The sequence below is a fragment of the Sporosarcina sp. SG10008 genome (genome assembly GCF_044569405.1).
GTDB lineage: Bacteria > Bacillota > Bacilli > Bacillales_A > Planococcaceae > Sporosarcina > Sporosarcina psychrophila.
Genome location: NZ_CP172607.1, coordinates 3056277 through 3079321, shown reverse-complemented (window position 1 = coordinate 3079321; position 23045 = coordinate 3056277). Strand labels below are relative to the sequence as shown.

General features: G+C 40.8%; 18 protein-coding genes. 16 read left to right on the top strand and 2 right to left on the bottom strand.

What is annotated here, in order from left to right; translation table 11 throughout:
• Nucleotides 1-8: 8 nt before the first annotated feature.
• The 8 genes from ACGLYD_RS14715 (at nt 9) to ACGLYD_RS14680 (ending at nt 9394) form a co-directional block, all read left to right on the top strand.
• Nucleotides 9-1589, top strand: coding sequence for an ABC transporter substrate-binding protein (locus ACGLYD_RS14715; protein ID WP_399628769.1), 1581 nt, complete (start codon nt 9-11; stop codon nt 1587-1589).
• Between the two features lie 90 nt (nt 1590-1679).
• Nucleotides 1680-2615 carry a nickel ABC transporter permease gene (gene nikB, locus ACGLYD_RS14710; protein WP_399628766.1) on the top strand — a complete coding sequence of 312 codons (936 nt, stop codon included), beginning with the start codon at nt 1680-1682 and terminating at the stop codon, nt 2613-2615.
• Nucleotides 2612-3514: an ABC transporter permease gene (locus tag ACGLYD_RS14705; protein ID WP_187045653.1), complete on the top strand. Its 903-nt coding sequence runs from the start codon at nt 2612-2614 to the stop codon at nt 3512-3514. The genes nikB and ACGLYD_RS14705 overlap by 4 nt, the downstream gene beginning before the upstream one ends.
• Nucleotides 3515-3525: 11 nt before the next feature.
• A complete protein-coding gene (locus ACGLYD_RS14700; protein ID WP_399628762.1) occupies nt 3526-6387 on the top strand; it encodes a M14 family metallopeptidase in 2862 nt (953 codons plus the stop codon).
• 17 nt (nt 6388-6404) lie between these two features.
• On the top strand, nt 6405-7019 hold the full coding sequence (locus ACGLYD_RS14695) for a pyroglutamyl-peptidase I (protein ID WP_187045651.1): 615 nt from the start codon (nt 6405-6407) through the stop codon (nt 7017-7019).
• Nucleotides 7009-7758 carry a 5-oxoprolinase subunit PxpB gene (pxpB, locus tag ACGLYD_RS14690; protein ID WP_399628759.1) on the top strand — a complete coding sequence of 250 codons (750 nt, stop codon included), beginning with the start codon at nt 7009-7011 and terminating at the stop codon, nt 7756-7758. Before ACGLYD_RS14695 ends, pxpB begins: the two co-directional genes overlap by 11 nt.
• Nucleotides 7755-8522: a 5-oxoprolinase subunit PxpA gene (locus ACGLYD_RS14685; RefSeq protein ID WP_342539701.1), complete on the top strand. Its 768-nt coding sequence runs from the start codon at nt 7755-7757 to the stop codon at nt 8520-8522. The genes pxpB and ACGLYD_RS14685 overlap by 4 nt, the downstream gene beginning before the upstream one ends.
• Entirely contained in the window at nt 8519-9394 is an 876-nt protein-coding gene (locus ACGLYD_RS14680) for a biotin-dependent carboxyltransferase family protein (protein ID WP_399628757.1), read from the top strand. Before ACGLYD_RS14685 ends, ACGLYD_RS14680 begins: the two co-directional genes overlap by 4 nt.
• A 57-nt stretch (nt 9395-9451) precedes the next feature.
• On the opposite strand, the gene ACGLYD_RS14675 is transcribed toward ACGLYD_RS14680, so the two are convergent.
• The gene (locus ACGLYD_RS14675; protein ID WP_187045648.1) at nt 9452-10024 is read right to left on the bottom strand and encodes a hypothetical protein; all 573 of its coding nucleotides are present in this window, start codon (nt 10022-10024) and stop codon (nt 9452-9454) included.
• Nucleotides 10025-10296: 272 nt separating this feature from the next.
• On the opposite strand from ACGLYD_RS14675, the gene ACGLYD_RS14670 reads away from it, so the two are divergent.
• Entirely contained in the window at nt 10297-11796 is a 1500-nt protein-coding gene (locus ACGLYD_RS14670; protein WP_399628754.1) for a class I adenylate-forming enzyme family protein, read from the top strand.
• A gap of 20 nt (nt 11797-11816) precedes the next feature.
• On the opposite strand, the gene ACGLYD_RS14665 is transcribed toward ACGLYD_RS14670, so the two are convergent.
• Entirely contained in the window at nt 11817-12695 is an 879-nt protein-coding gene (locus ACGLYD_RS14665) for a glycerophosphodiester phosphodiesterase family protein (RefSeq protein ID WP_399628751.1), read from the bottom strand.
• 316 nt (nt 12696-13011) lie between these two features.
• On the opposite strand from ACGLYD_RS14665, the gene ACGLYD_RS14660 reads away from it, so the two are divergent.
• The 7 genes from ACGLYD_RS14660 to ACGLYD_RS14630 all read left to right on the top strand — a co-directional run bounded on the left by ACGLYD_RS14660 (nt 13012) and on the right by ACGLYD_RS14630 (nt 23004).
• On the top strand, nt 13012-14145 hold the full coding sequence (locus tag ACGLYD_RS14660) for an ABC transporter ATP-binding protein (protein WP_187045645.1): 1134 nt from the start codon (nt 13012-13014) through the stop codon (nt 14143-14145).
• A complete protein-coding gene (locus ACGLYD_RS14655; RefSeq protein ID WP_067212202.1) occupies nt 14142-15044 on the top strand; it encodes a carbohydrate ABC transporter permease in 903 nt (300 codons plus the stop codon). The genes ACGLYD_RS14660 and ACGLYD_RS14655 overlap by 4 nt, the downstream gene beginning before the upstream one ends.
• Nucleotides 15041-15859 (top strand): carbohydrate ABC transporter permease, encoded by an 819-nt coding sequence (locus ACGLYD_RS14650; RefSeq protein WP_067212201.1) that lies wholly within the window; start codon nt 15041-15043, stop codon nt 15857-15859. The genes ACGLYD_RS14655 and ACGLYD_RS14650 overlap by 4 nt, the downstream gene beginning before the upstream one ends.
• Nucleotides 15860-15893: 34 nt before the next feature.
• Nucleotides 15894-17270, top strand: a complete 1377-nt coding sequence (locus ACGLYD_RS14645) for an ABC transporter substrate-binding protein (protein ID WP_370569909.1) — start codon at nt 15894-15896, stop codon at nt 17268-17270.
• A gap of 198 nt (nt 17271-17468) precedes the next feature.
• On the top strand, nt 17469-19838 hold the full coding sequence (locus ACGLYD_RS14640; RefSeq protein ID WP_399628746.1) for a bifunctional 2',3'-cyclic-nucleotide 2'-phosphodiesterase/3'-nucleotidase: 2370 nt from the start codon (nt 17469-17471) through the stop codon (nt 19836-19838).
• Nucleotides 19839-20317: 479 nt separating this feature from the next.
• Nucleotides 20318-22009 (top strand): methyl-accepting chemotaxis protein, encoded by a 1692-nt coding sequence (locus tag ACGLYD_RS14635; protein ID WP_399628744.1) that lies wholly within the window; start codon nt 20318-20320, stop codon nt 22007-22009.
• Nucleotides 22010-22713: 704 nt separating this feature from the next.
• Nucleotides 22714-23004, top strand: a complete 291-nt coding sequence (locus tag ACGLYD_RS14630; protein ID WP_187045642.1) for a hypothetical protein — start codon at nt 22714-22716, stop codon at nt 23002-23004.
• Nucleotides 23005-23045: the final 41 nt, after the last annotated feature.

Sequence of the window (23045 nt, the reverse complement as noted above, 5' to 3'; positions counted from 1 at the left end):
GAGAAATTATGACGAAGAATAAAAATCTAGTTGTTTCATTGTTATTGGTAGTAATGCTTGTGTTAGCAGCTTGTTCAGGCGGCGGAAATGACAAAACAGAAGGAACTAAGAAAGAAGCTAATGGGAAGAATCCCGCGGCTGATCGCGGAAATGAAATAGTCGTTGGTATTAATAGCGATCCACAAAGTTGGGATCCTATCGATACGTTCTTGCTAGACTGGAGTACTGTTGCAATATCAGTATTCGAAGGACTAGTAGAAAGGGATCTTGATTTGGAGTTGCAACCGGGACTTGCAGAAAGCTGGGAATACTTAGATGACAGTACGCTAGAGTTCAAATTACGTCAAGGCGTTGTGTTTCATAATGGAGAACCATTCAATGCAGAAGCAGTGAAGTTTACGTTCGATCGTTTACTGGGTGAAGAGGGACAAAAAGGGCCTCAGTATTCAAACTATACCTCTATTGACTCTGTCGAAGTAAAAGATGAATACACAATTACAATGAAGTTGAATTCCCCAGATCCAGTTTTGCTTACCAAACTAGCCGGATATGGAGCAGTCATTGTACCACCAGGTTATGTGACAGAAGTTTCAGATGAAGAGTTTAATGATAAACCGGTAGGTACAGGTCCATTTAAAATGACAGGTTATAAGCGTGATCAAGAAGTAGTTCTGGAGAAAAATGAAGACTATTGGAAAGAAGGACTTCCAAAACTTGATAAAGTAACCTTCAAAATTATACCTGAAGCTTCTACACGACTTGCAGAACTGCAAACAGGAAAAATTGATATTATGAAACGTGTTGAAGTTGCGCAAACAAAAACAGTGAAAGACACAAACTTTTTAAAGCTTGAAGAAGTTGGAACACCGACTGTATTCTCTTTACGTTTTGATACAGCAAATGCACCTCTTGATAAAAAAGAAGTAAGACAAGCGATTAACTACGCAATTAACAAAGATGAAATTATTGAAGAAATTCTAGGTGGCTATGGTATTCCAATCAGTACGTATCAAAGTGAATTGTCATTTGGTAATAATCCAGATTTGAAACCGTATGCATATGACCCTGAAAAAGCAAAAGAAATGTTAAAAGCAGCTGGAGTTGCTGAAGGAACAGAACTAGATGTATTCATTCCTGGGAATGATGGAAACTTTAAAGAAATCACACAGGCAGTTGCATTTTATCTGGAAGAAGTCGGATTGAAAATGAATATAAACAGTGTAGATAATACAACATTAATTTCAGATTTAATTCCAAACGGTAAAGCTGGCCATATGTACCGCCAAGGCTGGGGTGGTTGGACATTGGACTTCGATAATACAGCGTACTTAATGTACCACGAAGGCGAACAATGGAACCCATCTTTTAAAGATGAAAAAGTAGAAGAATTATTGGCTGCACAGCGAGCAACAGTTGACCAAGATGAGAGACATAAAATTTTCATGGAATTGACAACACTCTTGTATGATTTAGCACCTGAAGTGAACTTGTATCAAGCAGTAGATTTATATGCAGTAAACGAGCGTTTGGAAAACTTCCAACCACCGCATGAAGATCGTATGCGTCTTGAAGAAGTTACTGTCAAATAAGCTGGTTACCGCTAGGCAATAACCAATTCATATAGAGATAGTATGGTCCTCATACTATCTCTTTCTTTTAAAGAGGACGGAGGAAAGAAAATGATTGCATACCTTACCCGGAGGCTATTTCATACAGTTCTAGTCGTTTTAGCTATTTCCATTATTATATTTTTCTCAATACGATTGACCGGGGATCCTGTGTCCGTCATGTTTTCAGCAGGTGAACCATCTAAAGAAGCGATAGCCGAAGTCAGAACTGCACTCGGATTGGATAAACCATTGTACGTGCAATATGGTATTTTTCTTAAAGGTATAGTCACATTGGACTTTGGTGAATCATTCCGAAGCGGCACACCGGTTATAGGATTAATCTTTGAAAGGCTTGGGGCTACACTAGTGTTAGCACTTGGTGGAATAATTGTTGCGGTTTTGATTGCGTTTCCAGTTGGAATAATATCGGCTGTTAAACGTGGAACACCTGTTGATTTCTTTGGAAGAATATTTTCATTAATAGGTATATCTTTCCCTAACTTTTGGCTTGGGATAATGTTGATTTTGATATTTGCTGTAAATTTAAAATGGTTGCCGTCTTCAGGATTCGATGGTCTTTCATCACTTATCCTGCCGTCAATTACACTCGGAATGATTTTATCGGGTATTTTGGCTAGATTAATCCGATCATCAATGTTGGAAGTGATGAATCAGCAATATATGTCAACTGCGAGGTCGAAAGGAATTAGTGAATGGTCCGTCATTATCAAACACGGATTCCGGAATGCTTTATTGCCGACAATTACATTTTTAGGGTTACAGTTCGGTTCATTACTTGGTGGAACGGTTATTGTTGAACAAGTATTTTCGTGGCCAGGCATCGGACGTTTAATCATTGATGCCATCAATCAACGAGATTATCCGGTCATTCAAGGTGGAGTGATTTTCCTTGCGATTATCATGGTTGTTGTTAATTTAATTGTAGATTTAAGTTATACATTGATAGACCCTCGGATTAAAGCTGGAAGGGGTGGTAAATCATGACAAAGTTGCAAATCGAAGAAGTTGAAACGCGTCCAGAGAAAACAATATTGCAACGTTTTTTCCGTTTTGTTAAGAAAAACCCTGCTGGCTTTGTTGGAATGATTCTAGTGTTTCTAGCGGTCGGTTCGGCACTATTCGCTCCGTGGATTGTATCGTTCGATCCGTCTAAAGCAAGTCTGACCTCTCGATTAGATCCTCCATTTTGGGCCGATCCTTCAGGAGAATCAACGTTTTTCCTTGGAGCTGATCAGCTTGGCCGGGATTTATTTAGCCGCATCATTTATGGTGCACGAATTTCATTGATGGTTGGATTTTTTGGGGTCTTAATATCCCTTGTTATCGGTACAATAATGGGGCTAATTTCAGGATTCTTTGGTAAATGGTTGGATGATTTAATTATGCGTGTTGCAGATATTCAACTCGCATTCCCATTCATTTTGTTTGCTATCGTAATTATGAGTGTTCTTGGGACGGGCGTTTGGAAGATTATTATTATTTTAGGAATAACATATTGGGTAGGTTTTGCTCGACTAATTAGGGGTCAAGTTATTTCGTTGAAAGAGCAGGAATTCGTTCATGCAGCAAAGGCAATTGGAGGAACAAACTTTACAATAATACGGAAACATATTTTACCGAACGTTATGTCCTCTATCTTAGTACTGGGAACAATGTATATTGCAGAGTTCATTTTACTCGAGGCATCGCTTACGTTTCTTGGTCTAGGTGTAGATCCAACGATTCCGTCATGGGGCGGTATGCTTGCAGATAGCCGAAACTACATAACATCGGCATGGTGGACATCCGTATTTCCAGGTATAGCAATTATGCTAACAGTGCTTGGCTTTAATTTACTTGGAGATTGGCTTCGCGATAAGTATGATCCGAATATGAAAATGTAGGGGATGAGCAAATGAGTCAGATTTCCGCACTATGGTCACTAGAGGGCATGCTTGTTGATAAAAATAGAGACGGCGTCGTGGATGGTATATCTTTGTTCATTGATTTACCCGAAGGCTTATTGCCAGAAGGACTTATCGATTTTTGCGCAAGAGCGGGGTTTGAAACAACAGCGCTGTCATTTACGTTTTTTGAAGAAGTTGGACAGAAAGTGACGATGTCATTTGAGCATTCAGAAGAAACGACAACGGCTACATTTTTGGATGGAAAACTGGTCTTAACCTTTAAAAATGAACAGGAACTGTCGTCATTGTTACGAGAGTTAGCATTTGGTGAGTTTGATTTAACGGATAAAAAGAACGAACATTTTTATACTGATGTTGAAAGCATAAGTGACATCTGGAGTTTCTCAGGTTTTGGTCAACATACAGAAGCCTCACCAACTAGGACACTTAGCTTACAAATCACAGTAGAAGAGCAGATGATGACAACATTATTGTTGAAAGAATTGTGTCATTTTGCGGCAAGAACTGCTTTACATAGCACTGAAATCCAACACGCTTTAACTGGACAGGATGGGGCACATATCCAGTTTACAGTTGCATCCGGAGAGCAATCAGTATTGACGTTGGAAGAAAAGAATCGAATTCGATTGGCGGGTACGAAAACAGATGTACCGAATGCCCTTCGCACATTGGCAGAAAGCAACCATTGGAGTGAGGGCGGTGCATTTGGTCACTGGGAGCAACACGTTATTGATGACAAGCCACAGTCCCCATTATTAATAGAAGAAAGTTGGTCGGATGAAGGGGAGATTGAACGTGTGATACGTGCAATGCAATCTTCAGCAAACTTAGAACATGCGGATGTTGAAGTGTATCTATCTGAGCCGCGTGAAATCCGTGAACAGTTGGCTGTACAATTGAAGTCGGATTATCCTGCAATGAACTCAATCCGAGTTAGATCGTCATTTAAAACGGGGTTTCATTGGATACAGGAAGAACTGATTTCGGAACTAGCTGAGGACATCCGAGAACTGGTCATTGAAGTACAAAAAGAAGAGCGTGCACAAGCTTTGGAGTTACCAATACGTTGGATTCAAGAAATCTATCCGATTGATAGATACATCGAAGAAATAACGGCTATCCGTGCTGATGATGTTACATTTACCTTAAATAGCGAATTAGAAGGTACTTACGCCGTGTACGGTATGTTACAGAATAACGTAAAAAAACTACTTGGCAAGCTGCAAGTACCTGTATCGAAAATGAACTATGTTGATGGTGAACATGTTGTTTATCCATCAACAAGTGCGGTCCGTATCATTCGTCATGGTGAGGTAATTGAAGAACAAATCATCGAAACAGATCGGGCACAATTTTACCGCTATTATACGGAAGAAATTTTACCGAAACTACGAAAATCTGTTGAACTCTACAATGAAGGACAAGGGCATGTACGACCGTTATTTGATCGGATTGAACTTGACGTCTGGATGAGTGAAGAAGAACAGAAACTTCCGGTTGATGAAGAACGGATTTCATCACTTGAAGCATTACATGAGGATTTGTATTTTAATACGCTCGACTATTTTGCGCAAATGGGTATTGAAGTAGAAGGTAAACCGTTTAATGCACCCGGTGGCGTCCATCCCTATATGCATGTACGCATAGGGGAGAAACCGGAAGCGAGGATTCGTATCTATCAATGGGATGATAAACATACCGTAGATGTAACCACTTCCAGTGTAACATTTACTGCTGATGGTGCCTTTGACCAAGCGTCAATGAATGTAGATAACAAAGTGATTTGCAAGCGAATTGAACAATTTAATTTACCGACTAAACATATTCACGAAGAGGTAAATATGTGGTTAAAAGAACAAAAAAGTTACAAGGTAGTTTATCCGGCTCATTCTTATAATGGACATGCCATTCCAGTCATCGAGTGTTATGAGCCGACAGGTGAAGTATTTGAATCCACATTGAAAATGACATTAATGAAAAAGACAATATTTATAGAAGCAGGCCATCATGCGAATGAAATTTCGAGTATACCTGCCATCTTGGAATTAGTAGACAATTTGGATCTTCAATTTAAAGATCTTTATAAGGAAATGAATGTTGTTGTAATACCATTGGCTAACCCGGATGGTTATGAACTGGTTAAAGAGTTAATGTATGAACACCCCGAATGGAAGCACCACGCAGCAAGGTATAATGCAGTCGGTTTGGAGTTTGCGCATATTCGTTTTCAAAAAACAATGTTTGGTGAAGCGAATGTTTACCCCGAAATTATGCGGAAATGGGCACCGGACATTATCGTTGATGATCACGGAATACCAGCACATGAATGGGTTCAACCTTTTGCAGGTTACAATAGTCCACCTAGATTTCCAGTATCCTATTTTCTCCCGAGCGCTAAGATTTACGGCATTGGCCGCACTTCTCCGGAGGTAAACCATTTACTGCACCAAAGGAATTTGGATAAAATCGTTAGCAATGTAAGTGGATTTATAAAAGATACCAAAATCGCAGTGGAGAATGACTATTGGCAACAACGTTTTATTAAATATGGAAATCAGTGGCTTCCTGAGATCTTCCCAATTGAAGAAGCGGAAGGAATCCATTTCTATACAGAAAAAACTGTGACACCAACGTATAAATCTGTTGGGATTATGCGTTATCCTGAATGGGTTGCGGCAGATATTATTTCAGAAGCAGCCGATGAAATCGTCAATGGAGAAGCGCTTTTGGACTGTATCAATGCGCATAAAGTTTTTGATTTGGCGATTATCGATACCTTATTCCAAGCGCAGGTGCAGATAGAAAGGGCAGGTCTCAAAATGAGTCGTCAACGTCCTATCCAATTATAAGAAAGCAGGTCATCATGATGAAAACACTTTTACTTACAGGGTTTGAGCCCTTTTTAAAATTCACTGTTAATCCGACGATGAAAATCGTAGAAGAACTGCATGGCAAAGTGATCGGCAATTACAAAATTCACAGTGAAGTATTGACGGTAGACTTCCAATCATCCGGCGAGCAACTTCTTACTCATATTGAAGCGCTAAAACCAGATGCAGTGATTTCACTGGGGCTTGCGGGAGGCCGTTTTAAAATGACGCCTGAACGGATTGCAATTAATGTGAAAGACGGCGAGCCTGATAATAATGGTAATACGCCTGTTGATGAACAAATTCAAGCGCAAGGTGAAGCGGGATATATGTCAACACTACCAGTTCGCGCAATGGTGAATCGATTACTAGAAGAAGGGCTGCCGGCTGAAGTTTCAAATACTGCAGGCACATATCTATGCAACAACGTCATGTATGAAGGACTGTATTATGCAGCAACACAACGCCCAACGTTGAAATCGGGTTTTCTTCATATACCTGCTTCACATGAATTGGCGATTGAACATGGCAAAATTCCAAGCTGGTCACATGAAGATTTGAAAAAAGGCGTCGCCGTATGCATCGAAGTGCTATCTGCTGATGAATCCTAACAAGCAAATTATCCCCCGTGCAATGGTGATGAACGAACAAACAATACGTTTCGACTTTGGCCCGGAGACGAGCCGAGAAATCTATCACACAATCCAGCAATTTTGTCAGGTTGTTGAAAGTGACAGGAATCATTTACTTGAAGAGGTCGTACCGAGTAATAAAACGGTAACTGTTTTTTATCGTAAAGAACTTGTAAACCCTAGTGTAATCATTGAACAATTACTGAAAAAGTGGGTGAACAGAACTGACAGTATATTGAGTGTAAACACGCGTACCATTGAAATACCAGTCTGTTATGACACCTTGTTTAGTGAAGATATACCGCGGATTTGCAACCATACAGGGCTGACACGTGAAGAGGTAATCGCCATACATACAGGCACAAGCTATAAGGTGTATATGATTGGTTTTTTACCAGGATTTCCGTACCTCGGGGAATTGCCGGAGGTACTCCATGTCCCGCGTTTGAAAAAGCCACGATTAAGCGTACCTAAAGGGACCGTAGGAATTGGAGGCACGCAGACAGGTATTTACCCAATAGAGTCTCCTGGAGGTTGGAATATAATTGGGCGGACACCACTCGATCTATACTGTTTGAAACGCATTGAACCGTTTTTAATACGTGCCGGTGATCAATTGAAATTTCGTTCTATATCTCTTGAAACCTTTAATGAGATGAAAGAAGAGTTAGCGCGTGAACCTGAAATGATAATGCAGTTTGTAAAGGAGGGATTATAATGCGAATTGATCTAAATGCAGATGTCGGTGAAAGTTTTGGTCAATTTAAGGTTGGGGAAGATGAAGCCCTTTTCAGCTCGATAACATCTGCCAATGTTGCGTGCGGATTTCATGCCGGTGACTTTAATGTTATGCAGAAAACGGTAGAACAAGCGGCTAGACAAAAGGTTTCAATTGGCGCACATCCCGGATATCCTGATTTACAGGGATTTGGAAGAAGAGAGCTGATGATGTCCCCCCGTGAAATTTACAATGCAGTTGTCTATCAAATCGGTGCACTCAAACAATTTTGCGACATACAAGGTGTTACGTTGAACCATGTGAAGCCGCATGGTGCCCTTTATAATACTGCTTCGATTAACCGGACTGTTGCTGATGCAATTGCAGAAGCCGTTTATGATGCTGTACCGAATGCGTATTTATATGGGCTTTGTAATAGTGAGTTATTGCAGGCTGGGAATAAAATCGGCCTAAAAACGGCGGGTGAAGCATTTGCAGATCGCAGGTATACGGCAGAAGGTACATTGTGCTCCAGGTTATTGCCGGAAGCTGTCCTCCATACATATGAAGAAATTGAAAAACAAGTGATGGATATTGTGTTAAACAAGCAGGTGCAAACAATAACTGGAGAAATGATTTCATTACAAGCAGATACAATTTGTTTCCATGGCGATGGACAGGGTGTGGCGTCCCATGCCCGTCAAATTCGTCGAGCGTTGGCGTCTGTTAATGTTCGTGTTAGTGCACTAGGAGACGCGATATGATTCCGTTATTTCGGGTCGTAAAATCTGGCGTCTATGCTACGATACAGGACCAAGGTAGATTCGGTTTCCGGCGTTTCGGTATGCCAGTTGCTGGACCAATGGATAGAGAGGCATTCCAGTTAGGCCAAGATATTATTGGGAATGATGAAGGCACAAATGCGCTAGAACTTTTCTTAGGCGGCTTAATGATAGAGGTATTAACCGATCATAAAATTGTCATTGCAGGAGCAGATTTAGGTGCAATGATTGACGGAGAAACGCCAGCACCACTTTGGAAAACGTTTCAGATTTGGAAAGGGCAAACGATGTCATTTACTAAACCGATTAGCGGTGCAATTGCGTACATCATTCCGGATGGTGGGTATGCTGTTAAGGAGATTTTGGGTAGCAGTTCCAGTTATCCGAGGGGGTTAATTGGTGAGACCGTCAAAAAAGAGACTCTCCTTTATGCGAATTCATTAAAACAAAAGCGCTTGAACCGTGGTTTACTTGTTGATAAAATCCCGAATTATACTGAAGACATTACGATTGAATTGTTCAAAAGTCCGCATATGGACCTATTTGAAAAATCGAGTGTGAATACATTTCTAAACTCCAACTATACGTATCGCGGGGGAGATCGAATGGGGTATTATTTCAACGGGCCCCCACTTGAGTTTATTGAGAGTGGAGACATTGTCAGCGAAGCGACTCAGTTTGGGACTGTGCAGGTCCCGACGAATGGTCAGCCAATTATTCTAATGGCAGATGCTCAAACGACGGGAGGATATGCGACAATCGGTACGGTTGCGAAAGCTGATTTGCCGAAAGTGGCCCAATTGAAAAACGGTGGTACCATTCGGTTTGTGTATCGAATGCATGATTTAGTGTAAATAAATAACCCTATAAAAAATCCTGTAAGAAGTGAAATAACTTCTTACAGGATTTTTTCAATTCATGTCTTGTTCTAAGCTTTTTGACCGAAATTGACGAATCAACACAAGTAACATGATTTCGACAATAAAGGACACAATCGCTAGTACGAGTATGATTGGCAACAAAGCCACTTCGGGTAAGATAAATATAAAAAGTGGAATAATTTGCGAGCTGACTGTCAGAATGATATAGAAACGCAACAAATGGTCCGTTTTCTTCTCAAGTGGTTGGAATGAGACTTCTTGTGTGATTTCTAGTAGCCCGCGCATAAGGTGATAGACGAATCCCAAGTGGATAAGCGTGATGACTGTAAACATGCCCATTAGCAAAAAAGTAGTTGTCGTCAGTTGCGGCTGTCCCACAAAAGTTTCTTCGAATTTGTAGATTAACGGAACAGACACTACTGCGAGTAGTAATACATAAAGTTTAGCTTTCGAAAAGTGGTTCGAATAGGAGACTAATCCTGCTAAACCTAGGTAGATGAATAGATAACCAAGGAAATCAGGAAAGATATCGAAATGATTAATATGAAAATCTAGAAAAACGAGGAGTGTCCCCCAAAATATTTTATTTAGCGCAGATGCCACTCTTATCGCCCCTTTCTGTTTCTATATATATTGAGCATAGATTACAGGTGAAAACAAAGCGAAGACATCCCCAAGCACCGAAGCGGACTTTAAGGGAATCTTTATCTCCGCTCATGTAGTCGTATTCATAATGAAATCAGGCTATTACTATCCTATAATACATTTTCAACATACTAAAGGATTTGTACTTACTACCAATTATCTTGCATTAAGGTGTTTTACTATTTATAATTATCTAATAATTATCAAGGGACATTAAAGGGGGCTTGGCGATGTTTATTGCAGAGAAACTGAAGATTATTTCCGAGGCATATCCAGAAAGAGTTATTACATCATTTAATGGAAAAGAACTTTCTTACGGGGAATTCTATCGTAAAGCTGAGAATCTAGCAGGGCATTTTCAAGATTTAGGTTATGTGAAAGATGACATTTTAGCATTTTGTCTCATGAATTCGGATTCCTTTTTAATAGGCTACTATGCATGCCAAATAGGCGGATTTACAGCGCTACCCATCAATACAAAGTTAACTGCACCGGAAATGAACTACATTTTAGCGCATTCAGAAGCGAAAGGACTCATTTATGATGAGCGGCTGGCATCTGTGTTTGATTTACTCGAAGGGAAATTACCCGCGTTACAACATAAAATGGTTACCAATCGTGAATTCGAAGCGATTATCGACGGTGAACGCCGTCATGCCGAACGACGAGAAGCATTAGATGCTGATACAGCGGTCGTCTTTTACACATCGGGAACAACCGGTCGGCCAAAAGGCGTTATGCTAACCAATAGAAACGTTGCTGCAATCGCTGAAATATGGAGTGAATCGATGGAAATGGATCAGGATGATCGTATGCATATTGTGGCTCCGCTTTTCCATTGTGCGGCAAGTCATGTATTTAGCATACCCGTCATTTACCAAGGTGGAATGGTCATCATTGAGGAAGCATTTTCTCCAGAAGCAACAATTCGTACGATGGAGCAACAACGCGCGACGATATTCTTTGGCGTGCCGGCAATGTACAGTATTCTTCTGAATACGCCGTTGCTGGAAAAAGCGGATCTATCCAATTTGCGACTGCTCTGCTATGGAGCAGCGCCGATGCCTTATGAACTTGTGAAAAAAGTGAAAGCATTATTCCCAGACGTCAACGTACAAAACTTGTATGGGCAGACGGAAAATTCACCGGGTGCGACGACGTTAAAAGATCAACATGCATTGTCAAAAATCGGTTCTGTAGGCGAACCATTGCCACAAACCGAAGTACAGGTAATGGATGAGTTTGGTAAACCGCTTCCGACGGGTCAGGTGGGTGAGATCGCTGTGAAAGGCCCTCAAGTGATGAAAGGCTATTTGAAAAATGAAGAAGAAACTGCACGAACGATAAAAGATGGCTGGATGTACAGTGGTGATCTCGGTCGTTTTGATGAAGACGGACTGCTTTATATTGTGGATCGTAAAAAGGATATGATCATCCGCGGGGGAGAAAACGTATATCCGGTAGAAGTGGAAGAAGTGTTATATGCCATTCGAGAGGTACTCGAGGCAGCAGTCGTTGGTATTCCTCATGAAATATACGGAGAGGTGGCGAAAGCGTACATCGTATTAAAAGAAGGGAATAAGCTTACTGAACAAGCAGTTATCGATTTTTGTAAAAGCCAGCTGGCCTCCTTTAAAATACCAGCTGCTATCGAATTTCTCGATATACTCCCGCGGAATGCCAGCGGAAAAGTCTTGAAAACAATACTTAGAGACCCAGTCAACATATAATATGAAAAGCAGTTTGGACCCTAGTCGGCATCCAAACTGCTTTCTTCATTTTTTACACGAACGGCGATATCAGGTTTATCTGTGAACACACCATCTGCTCCAAGTTTTATAAGTTTACGGATTGTTTTTTCGTCGTTGACGGTGAAAGGATGGACGTCCAATCCTTCTTTATGCATCGCGTCTATAAATTTCTTTGTCACTGAATCCACGTTCAAACCTACACCTGATGCATACTTTAGTAGCTGCCGTACTTTCTTTTTTGAAAGATGTGCTTCCTTGTCGAATGAATATAATTTGATAAGCGGAATAGATGGTTCCATGTCGAATATGTTCTTCAAACTATTTTCACTAAATGATTGAATGACTACTTTTGGTATACCATCATCACTTGAGAGAAGATTATTAGCTCGAAGTTGCCTTAGGAGTTCTTTTTCGATACCTGGATACTTATTGGGCGATTTCATTTCAATATAGTAATTGACCGAGTCACCGAAATGGAGAAAGATATCCTCTAATTCAACAATGCGCAATTGCTTATAAATAGGTGAAGCATACCGAGGGTTCGTTTCATTAAATTCCTCACCCGGCAAATAGAGTTGAAGTTCATTAAATGTCACATCAGCAACAGCTTGTTCAGTATCCTGAAACATTAAATAGGAGTCATGTAAGGCAACGAGTTTTCCGTCCTTTGTCATGTGTAAATCAAGTTCGATATAGTCTGAACCCATTTGCACAGCTAACTCATAGGCGGCTAACGTGTGAGGTGGTGCATATGCGGATGCACCGCGATGGGCGATGACAAGGAATTCATCATCGGGTAAAGACGCACGTTCAACAGTGGGCTTCGTAGAACCAGATGACAGTAAAAGCAATAGAAGCACCACCATTACTCTTTTCATCGCAATCACTCCTTATTTGAATGGCAAATGTAAATGTAAATGTTTGTAAAGATTCAGTTAATAATGAAGGGAATAGCGCCTTTTTATCGAAAGGTATACCAGAGAGCTGAACTTATCGCCTTTTAAAAAGATAAGAAAGTATCTGTTTTTTGATTTAGAACAGTGTCTAGCTCTAGGCGCCAACCCCTCGGGTCATAAGCCGTTTTGCTGTGGGGGCTGAAGTACGCCTCCTCGCAAACCGTCTTATGCCTGTCGGGGCTGGACGGCGCCTTGCGCTTTTCTTAATTGGTTTTTCTGATGGAAAGGGATTGAATTTATGAAAAAAGTGGAGCTTATTAATTTATCAAAGTCATACGATAAACAAGTGGATGTTATCTCCAATATAAACGTAACCATTGAGCCTGGCGAGTTTTTTGTCCTTGTCGGTCCTTCCGGTTGTGGGAAAAGCACGATGCTCCGGATGATTGCGGGTCTTGAGAATATTACGAGTGGCACGCTTAAAATCGGTGATCAGGTTGCCAACCACTTATCACCCGATAAGCGTGACCTTTCAATGGTATTCCAAAACTATGCGCTTTATCCACATTTGACAGTTCAACAAAATATTACGTTTGGGCTCGATGTGAAAAAAGTGAAGAAAGCTGTACAGCGAGAACGGGCAACTGAAGTGGCGAAGATGTTGGGGCTCACCGATTACTTAAAAAGGAAGCCACGTGAACTATCAGGTGGTCAGCGGCAGCGAGTTGCGCTTGCCCGGGCAATTGTGAGTGAATCGCCGATTTGCCTGATGGATGAACCGTTATCTAATTTGGATGCGAAGTTGCGGGCTCATATGCGTACGGAAATCAGACGGATCCAGCGGAAGCTAGGTATTACAATGATTTATGTGACGCATGACCAAGTTGAGGCAATGACGATGGGGGACCGTATTATGATCCTTCATGAAGGGAAGATCCAACAAGTCGGAAAACCGATTGATATTTACAACAATCCGGCCAATCCATTTGTCGCCACGTTCATCGGTTCACCACCAATGAATTTAGCATATTCCGATGTCGATAAAAAAGCTTCAGCAATCGTCATTGGAGATATACTGCGTTTGCCCGTACCGTCTGAGGAAGTTATTGGTATCCCTGAGTATCAACTTGTTGCGGGCATCCGACCGGAACATTTACGACCAGCCTTAAAAGATACGCCAGAAAAGGATAAGCTGTATGTCGTCGTAACGAACGTTGAGATTTTGGGCAATGAAACCGTGTTTTCATTTAAATTGGGTACCAATGAATGGATGGCCAAATGGAGTGGACAATGGCATATCGACATTGGAGATTCAATTCCAATCCTTATTGACTACGGCGCATTCTGTCTCTTTGAAGCTAGAACTGGTGATTTAATCAAAAAGCCGACGGACCTTGGAAACTTCGTATTCGGCAAAGAGGTGCTTGTATGACTTCGCTTGAAAAGCCGGGAATCTGGAAAAAGACGACGAATGGCAGAACAGCGCTTCTTTATTTACTGCCATCGATAGTCCTTTTTTCAGTGTTTGTCTTTTATCCGATGTTTAGAACAATTTACTTAAGTTTTTTCTTAACAGACCAAAATGGAAACGCCGCGATATGGGTAGGTTTTGAAAACTATACGTATTTACTAGAGTCCACTGCATTTCTCAATAGTATGAAAGCAACCGGGTTGTTTGTCTTATACACAGTTCCTATTGGCATCATCTTAGCGTTATTTTTTGCCTTGTTAGCGAATGAAAAACTGAAAGGGATAGGATTCTTTCGAACAGTATATTCGTCAACAATGGGAATTTCTGTTGCAGCGTCATCCGTGATTTGGTTATTCATGTTTAATCCCAGTATGGGGATGTTCAATCGGATGTTGAGCATGCTGAATTTGCCACAAATACAGTGGCTGCTTGATCCGGAGTGGGCACTTCTATCCGTCTCCATTTCGACGATTTGGATGAACATCGGCTTTTCGTTTCTCATTTTACTCGGAGGGTTACAAAATATTGATGAACATCTCTATGAGAGTTCCAGGATCGATGGAGCAGGCTATTTTTACAGATTGCGTCGGATTACGCTTCCGATGTTGTCACCAACTTTATTTTTCATCATTACTATTTCACTCATTAATGCGTTCCAATCGTTTGGACAGATTGATATTTTGACGCAAGGCGGTCCGTCGGCATCGACGAATCTAATTGTTTACTCCATTTACCGTGAAGCCTTTATCAATTACCAGTTTGGAACGGCGAGTGCACAGGCAGTCACATTGTTTATCATTATTCTGATTGTGACTATTCTTCAATTTAAACTAGGGGAAAGGAGGGTTCATTACCAATGACAACAAGCCTTCCTAAAAAGATTTGGATCTATTTCCTGCTAATTACTACATCTTTTCTTGTATTCTTTCCAGTTATGTATGCGTTTTTGATTTCATTTATGACAGGACCCGAACTATTGCAGGGGAAGTTTCTACCACAGTCATTTAGTTTGGATAACTATATTAAAGTGTTTGATAGGTTGCCATTGTTGAATTACTTATTGAACAGTTTCATCGTTTCCGTAAGCGTGATGCTTGGGCAACTGGCGGTGTGTAGTCTTGCTGCTTATGCCTTCGTTTTCATCCAGTTCAAAGGGCGCGATTTCATCTTCTTCCTGTTCATATCGACAATGATGATCCCATGGGAAGCAACAATGATTCCAAATAAATTCACAATCCAAAAACTCGATTGGCTCAATACGTATCAAGGGCTGACGTTACCCTTTTTTGCACTGGCATTTGGGACATTCCTGCTACGGCAACATTTCAAAACAATTCCGAAAGAGTTGCACGAAGCCTCTCAAATTGCTGGTTTAAGTAAATTCGCCTTTTTCCGACGTGTGATTTTGCCTGTCTCAAAAACGAGTCTTGTCACGCTTGGTGCATATGGCTTTTTAACGACTTGGAATATGTATTTATGGCCGTTACTTATCACGACAAATACATCTGTGCGAACCGTTCAAATCGGTTTAAAGCAATTACAATCCCAAGAAACGGGAACTGAATGGGGGGTGGTTATGGCAGGTGTTATCGTAGTAATTATTCCGACATTATTATTGTTATTTATCGGGCAGAAGCAATTGCAGAAAGGTTTATCTCAAGGTGCTTTAAAATAATGATTACTATTATGACAAAGGGGTGCTCAGTAGGATGAAAATGTTGAAATTATCGTTCGTTTGGCTTCTTATTTTGAGTTTGGCCGTTCTCGCAGCGTGTACGAACAGTGATAGTAGTACAAAAGATGATGAGACCGAAACGTCCAAACCTGCTACTAGCGAAGGAACAGAAACGGAAGAAAGCGATGAAAAAGTGTCCATTGAATTTTGGCATGCAATGTCCGGTACAGGACAGGAGTCACTCGATTCAATCGTCAAAGGTTTTAATGACTCACAAGATAAGTATGAAGTGGTAGCCGAATTCCAAGGTACCTATGAAGAATCGCTGACAAAGTTACGTGGTGTCGGTGGGACAAAAGATGCTCCAGCTATTACGCAAGTATTCGAAGTCGGTACAAAATACATGATCGACAGCGGATATATTGAGCCAATGCAGAAGTTCATCGACAAAGATAATTATGATTTATCTCAGCTTGAAGAGAATATTTTAAATTACTATAAAGTTGACGGTGAGCTCTATTCGATGCCATTCAACTCATCGACGCCGGTAATGGTCTATAACAAAGATGCGTTCAAGGAAGCTGGACTTGATCCTGAAAAAGCACCCGAAACGTTTTCAGAAGTAATTGATGCGGCAGCAAAACTGAAAAAGGGTGAGATGTATGGATTCTCCATGTTGACGTATGGTTGGTTCTTTGAACAGCTTGTTGCAACGCAAGGCGGATTATATGTCGATGAAGACAATGGTCGTTCAGGTGACGCAACGGAAGCGCTCTTTAACGGGCCAGAAGGACTTAATGTCTTTAGCTTCTTGGATACTATGAACAAAGCTGGTACATTCGGTAACTTCGGAACGAACTGGGATGATATTCGCGCAGCATTCGCATCCGGAAAAGTTGCTATGTACATGGATTCATCAGCAGGAGTAGCAGGAGCCATTACCAATGCGCCATTTGACGTAGGTGTTGCCTATATTCCGCATGCGGATGAAGTGAAGCGAAACGGTGTTGTTATTGGCGGTGCTTCACTTTGGATGTCCAAAGGCATCGCTGAAAAAGACCAGGAAGCGGCATGGGAGTTCATGAAATACTTAACAACGCCAGAAGTGCAGGCACAATGGCATTTGGATACAGGCTATTTCGCCATTAACCCAAAAGCTTATGATGAAGAGAACGTAAAAGAGAAGTGGGCGGAATTTCCGCAGTACAAAGTAACGGTAGATCAGTTGCAAGACACAGTGCCGGGCCTCGCGACACAAGGAGCGCTTATTTCAGTCTTCCCGGAATCACGCCAGCAGATTGTCACTGCATTGGAAGATCTTTATCAAGGAAAGGACCCACAAGAAGTACTTGATAAAGCAGCTGAAGGAACAAACCGAGCAATGGAGATTGCCAATAAAACGAAGAAATAGAACTATAGATAATAAGCCCCTATTTGAACAAAATAAAATAGGGGCTTATTTCGTATTATTCGAAAAAGTGAGTGTAATCAGTGCGGGATATTTCGGATTCCGTGATATGCTAGAAAGTGAGTTGGCTAGCTTACTAGAACAACTTTGTCATTCCGTGTATTCGCACGGAAATGAATACAAAATAAGGGAGATGGACGAATGTCTTTATTAAAAAAGACGGGGTTGTGGATTGTTATTTTGGCACTCACATTCAGTGGGTTATTGTTTACACCTCAAGCGAATGCAGCTACGAAAACGCAAGATGTGACCCGGGGTGAATATATCACAGCAATCGTTAAAGCACTTGAATTTGAATTAAGTGACGGCGAGACGCTCGAATTTACAGATGTAGATGCACAATTGGCGCCTTACGTGGAAGCCGCACAGAAAATGGGCATCATAAAAGGAGCTACTTCAACAACTTTCAAGCCGAGTCAAAAGCTGACACGTGAGCACGCCTTTCTGATTGCGTCCCGGGCGATCAAGTCAGAAGAAGTTTTTTCTACTGATTTGCTTGATAAATTCAAAGACAAAAGTTCATTTAAGACAAACGAATTTGTGGAGCTTTCAAGAAGTGTCGGACTCGGGTTGTTACAAGGGTTTGAAGACGGCACGGCAAAACCTCAGAAGCTCGTAACAAAAGTACAAGTTACTAAAATTATTGATCGATTGTTACGTGCATATAATGTGGAACCGCCAACGAATTCAGTTTCACTGCGCATTTTAGGAACATCTGATTTGCATACGAACTTTGTTAACTATGATTATTATCAGGATAAAGTATCGAATGAAGTAGGACTTGCGAAAACAGCGGTCTTAATTGAAGAAGCGCGTGCAGAAAAGCCAAACAATCTCCTGTTTGATAACGGAGATTTAATCCAAGGAACGCCACTTGGTGGTTATAAAGTAACCGTAGACAAGCTTGAAAAAGGTGAACTTCATCCGGCACTGGCTGCCCTCGAGTCACTTAATTATGATGCAAGTACATTAGGCAATCATGAGTTCAACTATGGTTTGGATTATTTGGATTCGGTATTGGAGGAAGCGCCATTCCCGGTATTGAACGCCAATGTCTATGATGCAAAAACGAAGAATAATCGGTACACACCTTATGCTATTTTCGATAAAGAAGTTGTCGATGGGATAGGCGAAACGCATACGTTGAAAGTTGGCGTTATCGGTGTTGTTGCACCGGGAATCGTTCGTTGGGACCGTGCACTGCTTGACGGTAAAGTGACTGTAGAAGATGCAGCGAATACAGTTGAGAAATTCATCCCCGAGATGAAGGGGCAAGGCGCTGATATTATCGTGGTCTTGTCACACTCAGGAATGGGAGATGAAATCCATACTGTTGATGAAGATGATGTAACGTATCAAATTTCACAACTCGATGGTGTAGATGCAATTTTGACAGGTCATAACCATGCAGTATTCCCTGGAGATTTTGGGGATCTTAAAAATATTGATATGGAACAGGGAACAGTGAACGGAACACCTGTCGTGATGCCGGGTAAATTTGGTAGTCACTTGGGCGTCATTGATCTTGAACTAAAAAAATCAGGCGATCAATGGGCTGTTATCAAAGGCAAAGGTGCAGTGCGGGAAATTGATAAAAAATCAGATAAAGTTGTTCAAAAAGTAATCGATGCAGTAAAAGAAGCACATGAGGGAACAATCGAGTATGTGCGCAGTCCAGTAGGTAAAACTACGGCACCAATTAATAGTTACTTTGCTCTTGTGAAAGACGATCCTTCAATTCAAATTGTGACAAATGCACAAAAATGGTTCGTTGAAGATAAGATTAAGGGCACTGAATACGAGAAACTGCCTGTCCTATCATCGGGCGCCCCATTTAAAGCAGGTGGTCGTAATGGAGCAAACTATTACACTGAAATTCCAACAGGTGAAATTGCTATTAAAAACGTGGCAGACCTTTACGTATTCGACAATACAGTGTTCGCACTTGTTATGACAGGCGCAGATGTTAAAGAATGGCTTGAAATGTCGGCAGGCCAATTTAACCAAATCGACCCGTCATCTAAAGAACAACAAAACTTAATTAACGAAGAGTTCCGTACGTATAACTTCGATGTTATCGATGGAGTCACATATGATTTTGACGTCACTCAACCTGCTAAATATGATTACGATGGAAAAACGATTAATGACTCAGCTAATCGAGTTGTCAATTTGCAGTATGATGGAAAACCGATTGATTCAAAACAAAAATTCCTCGTAGTGACGAATAACTATCGTGCAAGCGGAGATTTCCCAGGTGTACGCAATGCTACAGATTCAATCGATTACGCTTATGAAAATCGCCAGGCAATCATGGACTACATGATTGAAGTAGGTACAATTGACCCGTCTGCAGACAGCAACTGGGCATTCGCACCATTGAATGAAAGTATCAATGTTACATTTGAAACGTCTGGAAAAGCGAAAGAAATCATCCCACAAGGAAGCGGTATTGAATATCTGTCTCCAACTGATGAAGGTTTCGCGAAGTATTCATTGAAACAGAAATAATGTACTGAATGAAAACGTACAAAGGGAGAAAATTCCTTTGTACGTTTTTTATTGCCTAGGAAATTATCAAATTTCGTACTGGTGATAAGTTGTAACGTCGAGATTTACATCTGGTCCCCCAACCCGCAACCCCTGTATCCACGCGAATTCATGAATTTAGAACGTCTTCCTTTACCTTAAGGCCCCCAGAATTTTTCGGGTCTAGAAAGCCGCTCGCGCTTTTGTTAATTAGCGAATGGTTGGCTGAGACGGATACTGGGAAAACAATATAATTGCGAATGAAGACAACGTATTTCGCAAAGTAAACTGCGTTTAGGAGCTAGTATATATGTATAATTCACTGTAACAAGTAGTGGTGTTAAATTAATCTGAAAAGATAGTAGGTATATTATTCTAATTATTCCGAATTAGTATATAAGTAATGCTATTATCCGTCAATAGTTATATAATTTGAATAGGCTAAAAGATCGTGGGGGGAAATGATGAAATTTACTGTAGCGAAAAAATTATGGATGGGTTTTGCAACGATATTGACATTACTTGTAATTGTGGGGGGCCTGAGTTTATGGTCAACAATTCGGATTGGCTCAGATTATACTTTTTTATTGGATGATCGTGTAAAAAAAGTAGAATTGGTAGATGAATTCATCTTGAAACACAATCAAATCCAAGATGATGTGCGAGGGTTTATGCTTTTCAAAGACGATAAGCATTTGGAATCGCGGACGGAAAATGTTAACCGTTTCAACGAATTGTATCAAGAATTAACCGTCTTATTTAAGACTGGAAAACATAAAGCCTTACTGGAAGATCTTGAGGTAGCACGTACGAAATATTTAAACCTGCAAGATGAGATTGTACTGAATGTCCAAGAAGGAAAAGATCGTAAAGCGACGGAACTTGGACGAGCTTCGGCAAATGTGGGCGCTCTTGTTCTGGAAAATGCAAAAATCATCAAAGCGGATCAATTTGAGGAGCAAAAGAAAACTCGTGCTGAGTTGGAAAGCTTCATGATGGGCACAATTATCTTTGTAATTGGAATTATTATTTTTGCAACGCTTCTAGGTATTGTCATTTCTACATTCATCAGCCGGGGTATCGCGCGTCCTGTCCGTGTAGTAACGGATGGGTTGAATGAAATTGCATCAGGAAACTTAACAATTGATTTACTAAAAGTTAAAAACAAAGATGAAATTGGGGATATGGCGGCTGCATTCAACAAAATGGGGACAGATGTAGCAAATATGGTACGTAAAATCAATCTTTCTGCTACACAGTTAGCGGTTCAGTCAGAAGAATTGTCCGCAAGCTCAGAAGAAAGTTTAGCATCTTCTGAAATGGTTGCTAAGACGGCCGAGAATCAGTTAATGGGCAGTGAAAAGCAGCAGAGAATTATTGAACAATCCAGTTCTTCCATGGAAGAACTATCATTAGGGGTTGCAGAAATTGCAAGCAATAATGAAGAGATGTTGCAATCAACGGAAACTGTATCGAAACTTGTTACTACGGGTTCAAGTGTAGTCGGGGAAGTATCAGTTCAAATGACAACAATTCATACGACAATCCAGGAATCTTCTGTAATCATGGAGGAAATGGCGCAGCATTCAAATGAAATACAGAAAATTACGACTCTCATCACTTCTATTGCCGAGCAGACGAATTTGCTTGCACTCAATGCGGCAATCGAAGCCGCGCGTGCAGGAGAATACGGCAAAGGCTTTGCAGTTGTAGCAGAGGAAGTCCGAAAACTGGCAGAACAATCGAAGACCTCTGCTACAGAAATCGGCACAATGGTAAGCATGATCCAAAACGCGTCCAAACGGGCAGTCACTTCCATTAACGCTGGCAGCGAGCGCGTAGATATCGGTATCGCTGCAACTGAACAGTCGCGTCTGGTCTTTGAGGAAATTCAGAACGCTGTCGGCGATGTGGCAACAAAAGTCGAGACAGTATCTGCCGCAATTGAAGAAATCCAGGCGATGGCAGACGAAGTTAGCTATGGTGCTGGCGAAATCGCACAGTTGAGTGGCGAGGCGGCTGCGTCTGCGGGTGATACAAGCGCAGCAACAGAAGAACAGTTGGCGGTCAATGAAGAGATTTCATCTAGCGCGCAAGCACTGGCAAAACTTGCCGAAGATCTCCAATTGGAAATGAAGCATTTTAAGGTGTGAATAACAACAAAGAGGCAAAGCGAACAACAAGTCTTCGAACATGTTGTTCGCTTTTTTTATATATCTTAGTTTCAAGTATCTTTTAACAGAGACTTTTTATTTAGAATAGTTTCAAATAAAGATGCGAAAGTCACGGTTATTTAATTATGTTTAAAAAACTAGTGCAATTAGAATGGTTTTTAATTGAAAAATAAATAAAATTCACTAAAAATAAGTGATTCATTTAAACAATAGTTGAGAAAGTCTAAATGCCTATGGTCTATTTAATCATTTTCTTCGGCGACATAATAAAATATTTTTGACAATTTAATAGTGAAATGATAATTATAGAGTAGTTGGTTGGATAAATGTGGATAAAAAGGAAACTTGATTTACATAGGTAGGTTTTTGGGAGGTTAGACAAATTGTGAGGACGTTATTGTTTATAATAATAGACTGATTTATTTTTGTACTTGCTGGTTGCAGCGAGAAAGAAGCACAGTCTGAAAAGAATGAGAACAAGCTTCAATAGAAAAGGTCAATACATAACTGTTCCAAACAAATCAGTCAGTGCAATTCTTCCGTTCAAATTGGCTCACCGAAGGTAGTAACGAATACTTGTCCCTGAGAAATTCCAATGGCTTTGTTAGTAGGGGGAGATGGGAAGATGATCTTTCTACAAATAATGGCATGGTTTTATTAACTGAAAAAAGGAGAAATTAAATATGGAGTTTTCAACGGCAAAATGGACTGCAGGTATATTAGGTTTAATAAGCGTGATTACAATAGCGATATATTTCGTATTACAAGAGAAGGAGATTACAATTCCTGTGTTTTCTGCAAGTTTCATGACGATTGTTACTATCACGCTCCTTCCAGCAGTATTCTTGCTTGGCGCTATGATGATGGCTGAAGCGAAAAAAGAAGATAAGATATCGGGTAAGAGCCTTCAGCGGGCATTGGTTCTTATTGTAGGCTTACTTATTTTTAGGTTGCTGACCGGATACTTTTCATGAACTACATCCAGGAATAACTAGCTATTTCCCGTTCTTTTTGA